This is a genomic window from Bacillus sp. 103mf, assembly GCF_900116295.1.
GTDB lineage: Bacteria > Bacillota > Bacilli > Bacillales > Bacillaceae_G > Bacillus_A > Bacillus_A bruguierae.
Genome location: NZ_FPAF01000009.1, coordinates 50,210 through 65,347, shown reverse-complemented (window position 1 = coordinate 65,347; position 15,138 = coordinate 50,210). Strand labels below are relative to the sequence as shown.

Genomic DNA, 15,138 nt, shown 5'->3' with positions numbered 1-15,138 from the left:
ACTTTTCATACAATATAAACATCTTTATAATACAATATATTTCATATATTTCATATATTTCATTTTTATGTCATTTAAAAATTTTTAATGAAAACTAATTGTATTTATGTACAATAGAAAGTGTGTCTTTTTTAAAATTATAAGAAAATATATGAATTGATTGTTTAAAGGAGAAATATTAATGAAACCTGATTTAGAAGCGCTAAATAGAGCATTACAAAAAAAACGCTCTAAGAAAAAACGTATACTATGGTTTGTTCTCATTCCTTTATTCCTCTTGATTATTGGAGGAGGCAGCTATTTCTTCCATATATATAATAAAGCACAAGCTGTTGCTAATGGTGCTTACTCAGAATTAGGACGCGGCGATAAATCGGACAAGCGCGAAAAAGCAGTAAAACCGATGACTGATAATATTTCAATCCTAATTATGGGTGTTGATGAAAGTGATACACGAACAAAAGAATACGGAACTGCAACTCGTACAGATGCATTGTTACTTGCAACTATTAATAAAAACGATAAATCCGTGAAATTATTAAGCATTCCTCGTGATTCTCGCGTATATATTCCATCAGAAAAGAAAGAAGATAAGATTACACATGCACACGTATTTGGTGGCGTTGATAGCACAATTAATACAGTAGAACGTTTTCTAGATGTTCCTGTTGATTATTATGTGAAATTTAACTTTAAATCCTTTATAAAAATTGTTGATTCTCTTGGTGGTATTGATGTAGATGTACCAGTTACCTTTACTGAACAAGACAGTAAAGACCAGCAAGGTGCTATCCACCTTGAAAAAGGTCGCCAACACTTAAACGGCGAACAAGCTCTTGCACTAGCAAGAACGCGTCATATTGACAGCGACTATATGCGCGGTCAACGTCAACAACTTGTTTTAGAAGCAATTGCTCAAAAAGCATTATCTGTGAATTCAATTAACAAACTTGGTGACTTACTTGATGCAGTTGATCATGATATAAAAACAAACTTAACTTTCGACGATATGATGGCAATTACAAAAAACTCAATGGACTCCCGCTTAAAAATTGATAAATTGCAAGTAAAAGGTCAGGATAAATATATTGATGGTAAATACTTTTATGTTCCTGAAGAAAAGAGTGTTCAAGATATTACGAAGGAACTACAAGGCCATCTTGGTGTTACAGGTAAATTAGATCATAAGAAATTATAAGCACATAAAAAAACAGCTGTTGTAATACAACAGCTGTTTTTTTATGTGCTTATCTTTCTCTTATAAAACTTATACTTCATGAGACAATTCAAAGAAAACTTCTCTCACTATTCATAGGCAATAAAACCTTCACATCACGATGCGAAGCAAAGAAGACAGATTAGGAAGAAAACTCCCACTGGTGGAATTTTTACTTTACTCTGCTACATAAACTTTCTAGTTATAGGTAATTATATTACAAAAATGTAACGTTTTTTATCAAAATATTACACATGTAATAAAATTAATAGTATACTAGTGTATAAGAATTACTGCTTTTATCATTTATACGTTAGAAATATACATATTAATAATCTAAAAAATTTTCTTTTCGGAGGGAAATAAATGAAATTACGCAATTTGATTATTGGTTCTGCGATTGCTGGTGGAATCATTCTTTGTGGTGGTGGTGTTAGCGCTTATCAATATGTGTCCAAATTAAATCATCAGTTAGATACATACGTTTTACCCCACACAACATTTGAAGGTATTTCCATAGATGGGAAAAAGAAAGCAGACGTTCAAAAAATAATTCAACAAAAAATTGATGAGTTAAATAAAAAATCTGTGAATTATGCCTTACAGGATGACAAACATACATATACTTGGCAAGAATTAGGGGTTGAATATAACAGTACAGATGTTGCAGATAAAATTTTTAAAGAACAAAAGGGCAATATTTCTAGTCGTTATAAAATGAGAAAACAAGCTGAAACAGGTGAATTAAAACGCGACTATAAGTTAGAGCCTTCTATAAACGCAGCAAAATATGATGCATTTATTAAGGAAAAATATAATGATTCCTTAGTAGAACCTATTAATGCCGACTTATCTATTTCTGGAACAACAATTAATATTAGTGAAAGTAAAGATGGTGAAAAAGTTGATAAAGAGAAATTAAAATCTCTCACAACAGAAGCCATTACGACAAATAAACAAGATATTCAAGTTCCAATTACAGCCTTGAAACCCGAGCGCTCAACAGAAGATGTAAAAAAGATGGGGATTCAAGAAGTAATCGCTGAATACTCTACCCCACTGGCTGGACGAAACTCAAGTCAAACTTTTAATGTAGAACGTGCTGCCGATACATTAACGGGAGTATTTGTTGCACCCGATGAGACATTTAGTTTTAATGGTCGTGTTGGCATAACAGATGCAGCACATGGTTATAAATCAGCAGGTATATATGTAAACGGAAAAGTAGAACAAAGTGCTGGGGGTGGTGTTTGCCAATTAAGCAGCACATTATATGGTGCCGTATTACGAGCTGATTTAGGAGTTGTAGCTCGAAGTAATCATTCTTTACCGGTCCATTACTTACCTCTTGGGCAAGATGCAGCAGTTGCTGACTACGGCCCTGATTTGAAATTTAAAAATAATACGGGTAAATATATTTATATTCAAGCATTCACGAGTGGCAGTAGTGTAACTGCTCGTATTTTCGGTACAAATACAGGAAAAAATGTAGAGGTTTCTTCGAAAGTTATAAGTGAAACTGATAAAAGCATTGTGGCTGTAACATATAAAAAAGTAACACAAAATGGGCAAGTGCTCTCGAGCGGTCAAATTTCAAAAAGCACATACAAAAAGGCGGGATGATTCACGCCTTTTTGTTTTGTAATATAGAAATAAAATTACCGATATGTACTTTTGCTTCTTCTATTGTCCACATACGATTTCCATATTGTTCAGCTTCTTTCCTTACTTTCTTCCAATCTTCTCTTTTTTGCATTTGAGCAAATTCTTGTAATAATTTTTCCTGCGTTTCTTGTTCTTCCTGTTCTTTAAATTGTTGCATAAGATGAGCCATTTCTTCTTCATATATACTTAATGTACAATACGCTCTAAGAAAATATTGAAATGTTGAATACATAAATTCCCTGCCTTTCTTATTTCTCAGAAGGATAAGAAGTAATAATTTTAAAACCAAGCTGACTCCCTTTATCTCTTTGCAACACAGTTACTGTATTACGAAGTCCATCTTTTACGCGCATATCCTTTTTTAATACCGTTTTTCCAACTGCAAAGTTATGCTTCGTATTCAATACAAGACGATTTTCCTTCGATTCTTTCAACCATTTTTCAATTTCTTTTTCATGCTGTTTTAAGCTATCCTTTACCGCCTTTGTTGCTGTTTCTTTATCATAATATGTACTTGCGGCAGATACATTATCTGTACGTAATCGTTCTTTCAACTGCTCATCTGTTTTGCCAACGTGACGTTCTAGTGTATGACCATTTTTTGGCGGTCCTTCCATTTCATCTAAAATCTTATCACTAACGTTTACAACTGATGCTGCATTATTTTCTTTCGGCTTAGTCTGACTTGAACATCCAGTTAATACAAGTATCATCATAAGCATGATGCTTATCATAACATTCCCTAATCTTTTCATCGTATCACCTCTTTCATGATTATTGTATTATCTTTAGAAAAAGTCAATTTTATCGTACCTATTGTTACTTCCTAGTAATTCTTTCTATAGAAATATGACTTTTTCTTTAAAGAAATCTATGATTTCCCACAATTCTATTGTCCTAATATAAAAACTATGATGTAATGCTATATAAATCGATTTTAATTTTTCAGCATCTTTGTCTAGCTCTGCTTTTCTTTGTAAGTCGCTGCTATGCAGAATACAACATGACCTATACTCGTTTGCTCTCTTTGTTTTAACCTCGCATGTGGCAGGAAAAGGTCCTGATCGCTTCTATGCCCGGCCAGATGCTCTTGTCTTCTCAAAAAGAAAGGGGGTTTTATGTCGGTTTTTTAACTTGTATATAAAAAAACAAAGGAAAACTAATTTATATGGCAGAAACGATTCATTCTTTTCTTATAGAGCATCAAACAATGGCAATTCCGCTTAGCATCTTATTCAATATTCTTATTAGCCTAACAGCTATTATTCCTAGTGTTTTTTTGACTGCTATTAACATTTCATTATTTGGAGTAACAACAGGAACACTCATCTCCATTGCAGGGGAATCATTAGGAGCTATTATTTCTTTTTATTTATATCGACTTGGTTTTCAAAAAGCTGCTCAAAAAAATATAGATAAATATCCAAAAGTACAAAAACTTCTTTATGTACAAAGAAAAGAAGCATTCTTTCTTGTTTTATCGTTTCGTCTCATCCCCTTTATTCCGTCTGGCATCGTAACACTATTCGCAGCCCTTGGAACGATGTCCATTCTGACTTTTAGCATCGCTAGTACTCTCGGGAAAATACCGGCTCTACTTATTGAAGTGTATTCTACCTACCAAGTTATAAACGGAACAAGTGAAGCAAAATGGATTATAACAATTGCTGGTTGCGCGGGCTTATTTTATTTGTGGAAAACATGGAAGAAAAAATGAAAAAAGGAGCATATGCTCCTTTTTCATTATATAAAGGGGAGTGGAACCTAATTCACACCTACTGCATCATAAGACTGCTTCACAGCTGTCACTTCTGCAGAGTTTGCACCGTATAAATCAGCTGCTGCTTGTACCAATCCAGCACGGGCTTGACTAAATGTTGTCGATTCAGTGAAATATTGTGTATTTGCACGATAGTAGATTGCACCTACTTTATCTTTACCAATACCATTTACCGTTACGCCATAATGTGTACCACCATTTGCCAATAAGTAAGCAGCTTTATTAATAATACTACTGTTTGTATGAACGCCGCCGTTATCGTCCGTTCCTGTATAGCGTTTAGAATAATGATCTGGGTCACCATATTTTGTTGGATCACTCATAGAGCGAAGTGCATCCCCAGCTGTACCAGGCGTATAAATATCTTCACCAATTTCCCAATCTGGGTTACGGTTATCAGCGTATTCTATTAATGTTCCAAAAATATCAGAGATTGCTTCATTTAATGCACCAGACTCATCTTGATAAACAAGGTTTGAACTATATTCAGTAACGGCATGTGTTAATTCATGCCCAACAACATCTAGACTACCAGATAATGGAACAAATGTATATCCATCTCCATCACCATACACCATTTGTGAACCATTCCAGAAAGCATTATTATAACCGCTCTTATAATGAACTGTTGATTTTAACGGTGCACCAGCATCGTTATAAGAGTTGCGATTAAACGTGTTTTTGTAATAGTCATATGTTACACCTGCATAATAATGTGCATCCACTGCCGCTGCATCACGGCTAGCATTAAAGATATTATCCACATCTGTCCATAATGTTCCTGGAAGAGTAGTGCGATTTTTTCCATCATAAGTGTAAATTGCCGCACCGCGTGTATTATCTTGTAAATAATAGCTAGATCCAGATAATGTTGTATTAATAGATTTTGTATCTCCTAATACCCCTTTACCTGTTCCAACTTTATTTGTTCCTGTTACAGTTTTAATCGGTGTCTTATTCGTAGCATTAGCACTATGAATTGTATTGTATTTATCCAGTACTTTCCCACTATCAGCTTCAACGAAATAATAATAGTTTCCTGGCTCTGGATCTAAGAAATTTAGTTTCACAACATATGCATATGTTGTTTCCTCGCCATTTTGATATACGAATAAGTCCGCTGACGGCTCTGCTTCATATTTTGGATTCAGCCCCAAATCTTTTTGTGCAGTTGCAATTGCTTGTTTTCCGTCAATTTTATTTTTATTTTTTAGCTTCTCTTTCTTATCTAAATCAGGTGCAACAGTTCCTGATACAACTTTTAATACACCATCTTTCCCAATATGAGCTACTTGAGTAGAACCCCACACTGGTACACCTTCATACACTTGCTGTAAGCGTACAACTGTTGCTTCTCCTACAGGATCTTTTACAACTTGTTGCACTTTAAAAGATTCTTCTGCACTTTTTTCGCCTAGTTTATAATCTTTTTTCGCAGCGTTTAAATAATCAAATACAACAGATTCTGCTTTTTTCCCAGACGTACCTGTTAAATCACCTGCTACAAACTCTGGAGACTGGACAGTCTCATTGTATTTCTTTGTAGAAAGTACGTTCTTTGAGTCTGCAAACGCAGAGCTTGTCCCCCCGAACGTTGTCACTGCCATTCCCGCTGCTAACACAAACGCTAAACTCTTTTTCTTCATCATTCTTTTCCCCCTAACAAAAATTTTTTAAAGAGTAGATTTATAGTAGCATTAAGTTTTCACTATTAAAATACTGAAAATTAAAAAAATTTTTTTCTCAAGTTTTGTAGAATTTTGACGAACAATTATTTAGCCCTCCTGTTTATCAGGACAGAGGGTTTTGCTGTTATTCTATACTCACATTAACTTGATTACAATGTGATAAACGAGCTGCAATCTTAATATTTAAATATTTTTATTTCTCAAGTTTTGTAGAATTTTGACGAACAATTTAAAAACAGGAATAAAAAAACTGACTCAAAAGGCCGTTTTTTAACGACATTTCGAGTCAGTCTCATTCCCAATGGTCACACCTTATATATTTACTGTTTCAACTGTGTCATCGGCTTGTCCATAAACATCTGGTACATGAGAATATTGCGGATTAGCTATTACAACTAATGCCACCATTGTTAAAATCGTACCTATTACTACTTTTTTCATCTTTATCCCTCCCGTATCGTTTCGAGCACTTCAATTGCTAACTTATAATAATGATTGCTTTCTTTGAACTGTGAATAATTCTCAAAATACTCAGCAAGTTCTATATATACTTTCTTTAATTCTTTTTTACTTCCTGCATTTTTGAAAAAAGGTATTGCTTCAGTTTCTAAGAATACTTTATTTACGCTTGGTTCTGTATAATACTTATAACGAAGCATAAGCAGTAAGTACAACTTCGTATTACACCTTTCATCTTTCTTAGCAGAAGCAATACCCTTGTCAATCCACTCTTTTGCTTCTTCTAATTGTTCAAGGTGAATACATTGCAACGCCATCTCATATAATGTATCGACGTAGTTTACATCTTCTATGTTTTGATAGTGTAAACTTTTTGTATAGTATTTTTTAGCTTCTTCATACTCTTTTTTTCTATAATGTATAGTGCCAATATTACTTAATACCATTGCCATCAATACATCTTTTTCAGAAAAAGAATCCGCTTCACGTAGTATACTCTCATAAATTTTTAATGCTTCATCATACTGTCCTTTTTCAATATAGCTTAACGCAACGATGATTTGACAATTAATTACGTTTCGAAATTTATATTCATTTCGAAATCCTTCCATGGCAATATTAGCAAAATGAAGTGCCATATGTGGAATTTCCAAATGAGTATATGCAAGTGCTAAATTATAATAAATTCCAGTTTCATAATAATCTTGTTCTTTTGCCATTAACTCTGTCTGAATTAAAAACCGTAATCCCTCTGGCCATTTATGCTGTAGGCAATAGCATAAAGCCTGACTATACTGATATAGCAGCTGCTGAAATGGAGAATATTTTTTATAAACCTTTTTTAGTTTCTCCAACTCCTCTTTAAGGGCTGGTATATTTCTCTTCATAATTAAATATCTTGTATATAATAACTTATAATAATTCACAATTTCAAAATCTACAATTTGTTGCATTTCTGCTTCTAATTCTGTATATAACTCTTCAACTTTATATTTATCTAATTGAACTAGTGCCTTTAACCACTCCTCTAACTTTTCTTTCACTTCAGCTTCAATATCTCTTAAATCCGAAACTGCAATCTCTAATCTCGTACATAATAACTGCAATATTTCTTCTGAGGCCTCAATTTTTCCATTTTCAATTTTACTTAAATATGAGACGGAACAAATGCCTTGACAAAGTTCTTCTTGTGTCATTTTTTGTTGGAGTCGTTTGTAAAAAATTTGCTTACCCATTTTTTCTAGATTTTGTTGCATAGTCCCCTCCTCCATTCTAAGTTATCCCCTAGTACTTTAATAATACATAAATTTTACCAAAATATAAATTGATAAATAAAAATATTCCGAAGGATTTTTTATTTTTACTTTATAACATTTATGATATGTATAGTTTTTAGCAAAAAAACTTTAAAAAAGAGGTATACTATAACCAAAATATGGAGGTGTTTATGTTATGGGGCATTATAAAGACGATAGCTACGCCTTACACACAGACTTATATCAAATGAATATGGCCTATACATATTGGAAGGATAATATTCATAATCGCCGGGCAGTATTCGATTTATACTTTCGTAAGCTGCCTTTTGAAAATGGTTATGCTATTTTTGCAGGGCTCGAGAAGATTATAGAGTATGTGAAGAACTTTCGGTTTACAGAAAGTGATATCGCTTATCTCAAAGAGCTGCAATTTGAAGAAGATTTTTTACACTACTTACAAAATATGAAGTTTACTGGCTCCATTCGCAGTATGCAGGAAGGCGAGGTTGTCTTTCATAACGAACCCCTTTTGCGTATAGAAGCACCACTTGGAGAAGCACAAATTATTGAAACCGCACTTTTAAATATTGTGAACTACCAAACATTAATTGCTACAAAAGCTGCACGGATGAAGCATGCAGCTGGTGATGATGAACTTCTTGAATTCGGAACACGCCGTGCTCATGAATTTGATGCAGCACTTTGGGGAACAAGAGCAGCATTCATCGGCGGTTTTTCTTCAACAAGTAATGTTCGAGCTGGAAAACGATTTGGTATTCCTGTTGCTGGTACACATGCTCATTCATTTGTACAAGCGTATCGCGATGAGTATGTAGCCTTCAAAAAATATGCGGAAACACATGAAAAATGTGTTTTTCTCGTTGATACATACGACACATTAAAATCTGGTGTACCAAATGCGATCCGCGTCGCAAAAGAATTTGGTGATCGCATTAACTTTCATGGCATCCGCCTCGATAGCGGCGATATGGCGTACTTATCTAAAGAAGCACGTAAAATGTTAGATGCTGCTGGATTTACCAATACAAAAATTATTGCTTCGAGCGACTTGGATGAATACACGATTTTACATTTAAAATCGCAAGGAGCCAAAATTGACGTATGGGGTGTCGGAACAAAACTAATCACATCGTTTGAACAGCCAGCATTAGGCGCTGTTTATAAATTAGTTTGTATCGAAGATGAAAACGGTACACTAAACGACACAATTAAAATTTCGTCCAATCCTGAGAAAATTACAACACCAGGATTAAAGCGTATCTATCGTATTATCAATCGTATCAATCAGCATGCAGAAGGCGATTATATTGCATTAGAAACGGAAGAACCGCAGCAAGAAGAGCGTTTAAAAATGTTCCACCCTGTTCATACGTATATTAGTAAATTTGTTACGAACTTTGAAGCAAAAGAGCTGCATCATGATATATTTGTGAACGGGCAGCTCACATACGAATTACCTGACATCCTTCATATTCAGCGCCATGCACAAAGCAGCTTATCCTTCTTATGGGAAGAGTATAAACGGACGCTGAATCCAGAAGAATATCCAGTCGATTTAAGCCAAGTGTGCTGGGATCATAAAATGAATTATATTCAAACTGTGCGAGAACAAATTGTAAATTCTATCAAAAAATAAGGAGAGAAGCACCTCGCTTCTCTCCTTTTGCTTTTACAAATCCTTTACTCGTAGCACACGCATCGCATTTAACACAGCCAGCAACGTTACACCAACATCTGAGAAGACAGCTTCCCACATCGTTGCAATGCCGAATGCCCCTAATAAAAGAACAACTCCTTTTATCCCTAAGGCAAAAATGATGTTTTGCCATACGATACTGCGCGTGCGTTTTGCAATTTGAATAGCCGCTCCTATTTTCGAAGGCTCATCTGTCATGATTACAATGTCAGCCGCTTCAATTGCTGCATCTGATCCTAAACCACCCATCGCAATCCCAACATCCGCTCTTGCTAATACAGGTGTATCGTTAATACCGTCTCCAACAAACGCAATTTTTTCTTTCGGATGTTTCGTCGCATCAATTTTCTCAATTTCTTCTACTTTTTGCTGCGGCAACAGTTCGGCATGGACTTCGTCAATCCCCAGTTGTTTCCCAACTGCTTCTCCGACTGATTTTGCATCGCCGGTTAACATAACGGTTCTTTTTACACCAAGTTGTTTTAACGATTGAATTGCTTGCTTAGCATCCTCTTTGATTTCATCAGAAATGACAATGTATCCAGCATACATACCATCTACAGCTACGTGTACAAGTGTTCCAACAGTTTGCGGTTGCTGGAATGGAATATTTTCTTTTCTCATTAACTTTGCGTTTCCAGCAGAGATCTCTTTTCCGTTCACTTTCACAACTGTGCCGTGACCAGAAATTTCATTATACTCTTCAATCATATGCTCATTGACTACTTTTCCATATGCAGCTCGAATGGACTGCGCGATTGGATGATTCGAATATACCTCTGCAAATGCTGCATACTGTAACAATTCTTCTTTCGTCACAAATTCGCCTGGTTGCATATCTGTTACTTTAAAGACACCTTTTGTTAACGTACCTGTCTTATCAAATACGATATGTTTTACATCATTTAATGCTTCTAAATAGTTACTGCCCTTCACTAAAATTCCGCTCTTAGATGCTGCGCCAATACCTCCGAAGAACCCAAGTGGAATCGAAACAACCAATGCACAAGGACAAGAGATAACAAGAAAGACGAGCGCTCTATAAATCCAATCTGAGAACGTTGCCCCCTCTATAATAAGCGGTGGAACAAAAGCTAATACTGCAGCTGTAACGACGACAGCTGGTGTATAATAACGAGCAAACTTCGTAATAAAGTTTTCTGTCGGTGCTTTACGACTACTTGCATTTTGCACTAAATCAAGAATTTTTGAAACCGTAGATTCACCGTATTCTTTCGTCACTTCGATTGTTAAGACACCATTTTGATTCACAAAACCGCTTAATACATCGCTGCCGACTTCTACTTCACGAGGTACAGATTCTCCTGTTAACGCCGATGTATCTACCATCGATGTTCCTTCGATTACTTTACCGTCTAACGGTACTTTTTCACCTGGTTTGACGATAATGAAATCACCAATTTGCACATCTTCTGGCGATACTTGTTTCGATTCATTTCCTATCTTTAAGTTTGCGTAATCAGGTCGAATGTCCATTAATGAACTAATTGACTTACGGGAACGATTTACCGCAATGCTTTGGAACAGTTCACCTACTTGATAAAAGAGCATTACCGCGACAGCTTCTGAATAGTTTTGAGTCCCAAAAGCACCAAGTGTTGCAATTGCCATTAAAAAGTTTTCGTCAAACACCTGTCCGCGTACAATATTCTTTGCAGCACGTAAAACTATATCGCCGCCTATAATCATATAAGCAATCACGAAAAGTGGAATTATGATGATTTGCGGTAATGAAGCTAGTGCAGCAATAGCAGTTAAAATCGCCCCAATCGATAACCGCCAAATCATTTTTTTCGTATTCGCTTCTCCGTGATCATGACTATGACTATGCTCTGTTTTCTCTTTCTCACGCACTACGTTTACTTCTGGTTCTAATTTCTGTACGACTTCTTTTATCTGCTCAACAGTTGTCTCTAATTCTTGTTTATTTGCTACTTCTATTCTTAATTTTTTAGAAACAAAATCAACAGATGCGGATGTAATTGCAGGCATTTCGTTTATTTTTGTTTCGATTTTCATCGCGCAGTTTGCACAATCCAAACCTTCTAGTATAAATGTTTCTTTTGCTATTTTTGTTTTTTGTTCTTCTTTCACATAAATATGCGGTTCTAATTTATTTACGAGTTGTGTTGCTTCTTTGACAACATGTTCTTCATTTTGTTTCGCTGTTTCTACCGTCATCGTTTTCGTTACGAAGTTAACAGAACACGATGATACATCCTCTAGTTCTCCTACACCTTTTTCAATTTTCATTGCACAGTTTGCGCAGTCCAATCCCTCTAACACAAGTTTTCGTTTTACCAATGCTTCCCCCATACTTGTTCCTCCTTGTGTTGTTTCTATTTTTCTTCATTTACGTGCTCAAATGCTTGCTCGAAAATATGAATAACGTGATGGTCTGCAAGTGAATAATACACTACTTTTCCCTCTTTACGATTTTTGACCAGCTTCGCTTGCTTTAATACACGTAATTGGTGGGAAATAGACGACTGCGTCATTCCGAGTAAATATGCTAAATCACATACACACATTTCTGCCTCAAATAAGGCGTGTAAAATACGTGTGCGCGTACGGTCTCCTAATACTTTAAATAACTCTGCTACTTGACTTAAGCTATCATCCTGTGGAATCGTTTGTTGTACTTTTTCTACAACTTCTTGATGAATGACATTTTGTAAACACGTTTCTTCATTTGTTTCTACTTTTTGTTCCGTCACAATAGCTCACCTCTTCATTTGAACATATGAGTAATTGTTCATATATTTTATATTTTTATTATATGAGTGATTGTTCATATGTGTCAATCATTTCTGGTTTTATTTTTTGAAAATTTCATAAGAAAAGGTTCATCACCAAAAGACGGGGGACATATAAGATGTACACTCCACTCCGAGTGGACGCTTTCCGCGGGCGAGAGCGAGCCTGCGGGGTCTCACTTTCCTCGCTATTCCCGCAGGAGTCGCCACTCTCCGTTCCGTGTATGAAAAATGATTCATTTCCAAAAAAACAACCCCATGTTACAGTGATGAACCTAAAAGAGAACCCTTAATTTATACTAAAGGGTTCTCTTTGTACGTTTGGTATGTCGAACAGTGTCGAAGGGTCTTTAAATCATGTCGAATCGCCGATATATGCTAAAAAACGGTCGATATATTGTAAAAAGCGCCGATATACCCAAAGAATCGCTGATATATTAACGACATGCTAAATTTGTGCGCTTTTTTCTTTTACTTAGCCTTAACCGCATCGACAATCAACGAAACAAAACCAAGTTGGCCATCTTGATTGCGATGATCGAAACGTTTGGAACGATAAATAAAGCCGTCTTTTTCATTCCAGTCATGATAATGAAATTCTCCGTTTTCATCACAATACTCCAGTAATTTCACTTCAAAACCAGCTTCTTCAAACATCGAAGTCATCGTTTTATAATTATGAACAATTTTATGACTCGCTGCCGGATGATCTAATGGACCTGGTCCGCCGACTTGTACGCCTGCTTGATAATCTTCATCTGGGAAAAATGCATCTGGTACGGCACAGCGAAGATGACCACCCGGCTGTAAAAATTCATAACAAATTTTTGCTGCTTCTCTTCCTTCTTCATATGTTAAATGCTCCCACACATGCTCTGCTAAGATTGCTGCTATAGAGTTTGGAGCAAATTTTTTCACCCAATCTTCCCTTTTTAATAAATTTAGTTCATTTTCTTGTGTATGTAACCACCCTGGATTGTTATTATATCCTTCTGCACCAACTACAACTTTTACTCCCTCTTTTACAACCATTATTATCCCCCTTTTCCATCTTTCGACATATATGTTTCTATGAGATTTCCTAAAATCCCTTCAAAAACATAAAAAAGCCTTATGCGCTCCCCAACGCATAAGGCTTTATCCCTTTAATTTGCTTGTTTTAAATGATCTTGCGAACCTTTATCTTGTTGCAGGTGGCTATGTTTCTTAGAGTATACGAAGTATACGATAACTCCTAGCACAAGCCAAGCACCGAAGTATAACCATGTTGTAAGCGGTAAGTTTACCATTAAGAACAGACAACATGCGATTGAAATAATCGGTAATACTGGTACAAGCGGTACCATAAAGCCACGTTGTAATTTCGGATGTGTTTTACGAAGGATCAGTACAGAAACACCTACCATCGCAAATGTTAATAATGCTCCAATATTCGCTAAGTTTGACAATTCTTTTAAATCGACAAATCCGGCAATTAAAGCACTTCCGATACCTGTTAACCATGTTGAAAATACCGGCGCTTCTGTTTTTTGGTTAATTTTCGCAAATGATTTTGGAAGTAAACCATCACGGCTCATCGCAAAGAATACACGTGTTGTCGCGTAAATATAAGCAAAAATTACGGCCATAATCCCAATTACTGCACCAATTGCGATAACACCTGCTACTTTATCTTGCCCAACAACTTCTAATACATAAGACATCGCTTCTGGTACATTTAATTCTTTGTATGACACCATTCCTGTCATAACAAGACAAACTGCAATATAAATAACTGTACAAATAGCAAGCGATGCAATAATACCAATCGGTAAATCACGCTGTGGATTTTTTACTTCTTCAGCTGAAGTTGCTAATGCATCAAATCCTAAGAAAGCAAAGAATACTGCAGCTCCTCCGGCAAAAATCCCACTTATACCATACGGTGCAAATGGCGTCCAGTTTACTGGTTTTACATAGAATACACCCACTGCAATAAACAATACAACAATACTAATTTTAATTAATACCATTGCATTATTAACACGTTTACTTTCTTTCGTACCGCGAGATAGTAACCATGTTAATACTAACGTAATACAAATCGCTGGAAGGTTCACAATTCCGCCGTGAGCTGGAATCGTTAACAGTTGTTTCGGAATTTCTAATCCCAATCCGCTTACTAAATTATTAAAGTAACCCGTCCAGCCGCCGGCTACCGCTGCTGTTGTTAAAACATAAACTGACAATAATGTCCATCCCATTAAATGGGCAACAAATTCTCCAATTGTTGCATATGCATACGTATATACACTACCTGATACAGGAAGCGCTGTAGCAACTTCTGCATAACATAATGCTGCAAAACCACAAACAATTGCTGCAATCATAAACGAGAAAATAACAGCTGGACCAGCATCTCTTGCTGCTACTAATCCAGTTAATACGAGTACTCCTGTACCGATAATCGCTCCAATTCCTAACATCGTTAAGTCAAATGCCCCTAATGTTTTTGTCAAAGTTTTACTTTGACTTTGGCTTAACAATTGTGTCACGGATTTCTTTTTAAATAAGTTGGCCACGACTCTTGCCCCCTTC

13 protein-coding genes are annotated in these 15,138 nt (G+C 35.7%); 4 read left to right on the top strand and 9 right to left on the bottom strand.

Going from position 1 to position 15,138, the window contains the following annotated elements; all coding sequences use genetic code 11:
- Window positions 1–181 precede the first annotated feature (181 nt).
- Both BM350_RS18155 and BM350_RS18150 read left to right on the top strand, forming a co-directional pair.
- The gene (locus tag BM350_RS18155) at window positions 182–1,198 is read left to right on the top strand and encodes an LCP family glycopolymer transferase (protein WP_090917567.1); all 1,017 of its coding nucleotides are present in this window, start codon (window positions 182–184) and stop codon (window positions 1,196–1,198) included.
- A gap of 384 nt (window positions 1,199–1,582) precedes the next feature.
- Window positions 1,583–2,839, top strand: a complete 1,257-nt coding sequence (locus BM350_RS18150; RefSeq protein ID WP_090917569.1) for a VanW family protein — start codon at window positions 1,583–1,585, stop codon at window positions 2,837–2,839.
- A gap of 1 nt (window position 2,840) precedes the next feature.
- Here the strand turns inward: BM350_RS18150 and BM350_RS18145 are convergent, their stop codons facing one another.
- Window positions 2,841–3,113, bottom strand: coding sequence for a hypothetical protein (locus BM350_RS18145; RefSeq protein ID WP_090917601.1), 273 nt, complete (start codon window positions 3,111–3,113; stop codon window positions 2,841–2,843).
- 16 nt (window positions 3,114–3,129) lie between these two features.
- The gene (locus BM350_RS18140; RefSeq protein ID WP_090917571.1) at window positions 3,130–3,636 is read right to left on the bottom strand and encodes an RNase A-like domain-containing lipoprotein; all 507 of its coding nucleotides are present in this window, start codon (window positions 3,634–3,636) and stop codon (window positions 3,130–3,132) included.
- Between the two features lie 413 nt (window positions 3,637–4,049).
- On the opposite strand from BM350_RS18140, the gene BM350_RS18135 reads away from it, so the two are divergent.
- Complete coding sequence (locus tag BM350_RS18135) at window positions 4,050–4,598, top strand: TVP38/TMEM64 family protein (RefSeq protein WP_090917573.1); 549 nt, start codon at window positions 4,050–4,052, stop codon at window positions 4,596–4,598.
- 47 nt (window positions 4,599–4,645) lie between these two features.
- Here BM350_RS18135 and BM350_RS18130 read toward each other — a convergent pair whose 3' ends face one another.
- The 3 genes from BM350_RS18130 to BM350_RS18125 all read right to left on the bottom strand — a co-directional run bounded on the left by BM350_RS18130 (window position 4,646) and on the right by BM350_RS18125 (window position 8,064).
- Window positions 4,646–6,307 carry a M4 family metallopeptidase gene (locus BM350_RS18130; protein WP_090917602.1) on the bottom strand — a complete coding sequence of 554 codons (1,662 nt, stop codon included), beginning with the start codon at window positions 6,305–6,307 and terminating at the stop codon, window positions 4,646–4,648.
- A gap of 354 nt (window positions 6,308–6,661) precedes the next feature.
- A complete protein-coding gene (locus BM350_RS26365; protein WP_139207713.1) occupies window positions 6,662–6,790 on the bottom strand; it encodes an NprX family peptide pheromone in 129 nt (42 codons plus the stop codon).
- Between the two features lie 2 nt (window positions 6,791–6,792).
- Window positions 6,793–8,064: a helix-turn-helix transcriptional regulator gene (locus BM350_RS18125; RefSeq protein ID WP_090917575.1), complete on the bottom strand. Its 1,272-nt coding sequence runs from the start codon at window positions 8,062–8,064 to the stop codon at window positions 6,793–6,795.
- Window positions 8,065–8,260: 196 nt separating this feature from the next.
- Between BM350_RS18125 and BM350_RS18120 the strand changes: the two genes are divergently transcribed.
- A complete protein-coding gene (locus tag BM350_RS18120; protein WP_090917577.1) occupies window positions 8,261–9,724 on the top strand; it encodes a nicotinate phosphoribosyltransferase in 1,464 nt (487 codons plus the stop codon).
- Window positions 9,725–9,757: 33 nt separating this feature from the next.
- Here the strand turns inward: BM350_RS18120 and BM350_RS18115 are convergent, their stop codons facing one another.
- The 4 genes from BM350_RS18115 to BM350_RS18100 all read right to left on the bottom strand — a co-directional run bounded on the left by BM350_RS18115 (window position 9,758) and on the right by BM350_RS18100 (window position 15,122).
- Window positions 9,758–12,121, bottom strand: coding sequence for a heavy metal translocating P-type ATPase (locus BM350_RS18115; RefSeq protein WP_090917579.1), 2,364 nt, complete (start codon window positions 12,119–12,121; stop codon window positions 9,758–9,760).
- A gap of 23 nt (window positions 12,122–12,144) precedes the next feature.
- On the bottom strand, window positions 12,145–12,522 hold the full coding sequence (locus BM350_RS18110) for an ArsR/SmtB family transcription factor (protein ID WP_020061255.1): 378 nt from the start codon (window positions 12,520–12,522) through the stop codon (window positions 12,145–12,147).
- Between the two features lie 510 nt (window positions 12,523–13,032).
- Window positions 13,033–13,593, bottom strand: a complete 561-nt coding sequence (locus BM350_RS18105) for a class I SAM-dependent methyltransferase (protein WP_090917581.1) — start codon at window positions 13,591–13,593, stop codon at window positions 13,033–13,035.
- A 113-nt stretch (window positions 13,594–13,706) separates the two neighbouring features.
- Window positions 13,707–15,122 carry an amino acid permease gene (locus BM350_RS18100; RefSeq protein ID WP_090917582.1) on the bottom strand — a complete coding sequence of 472 codons (1,416 nt, stop codon included), beginning with the start codon at window positions 15,120–15,122 and terminating at the stop codon, window positions 13,707–13,709.
- Window positions 15,123–15,138: the final 16 nt, after the last annotated feature.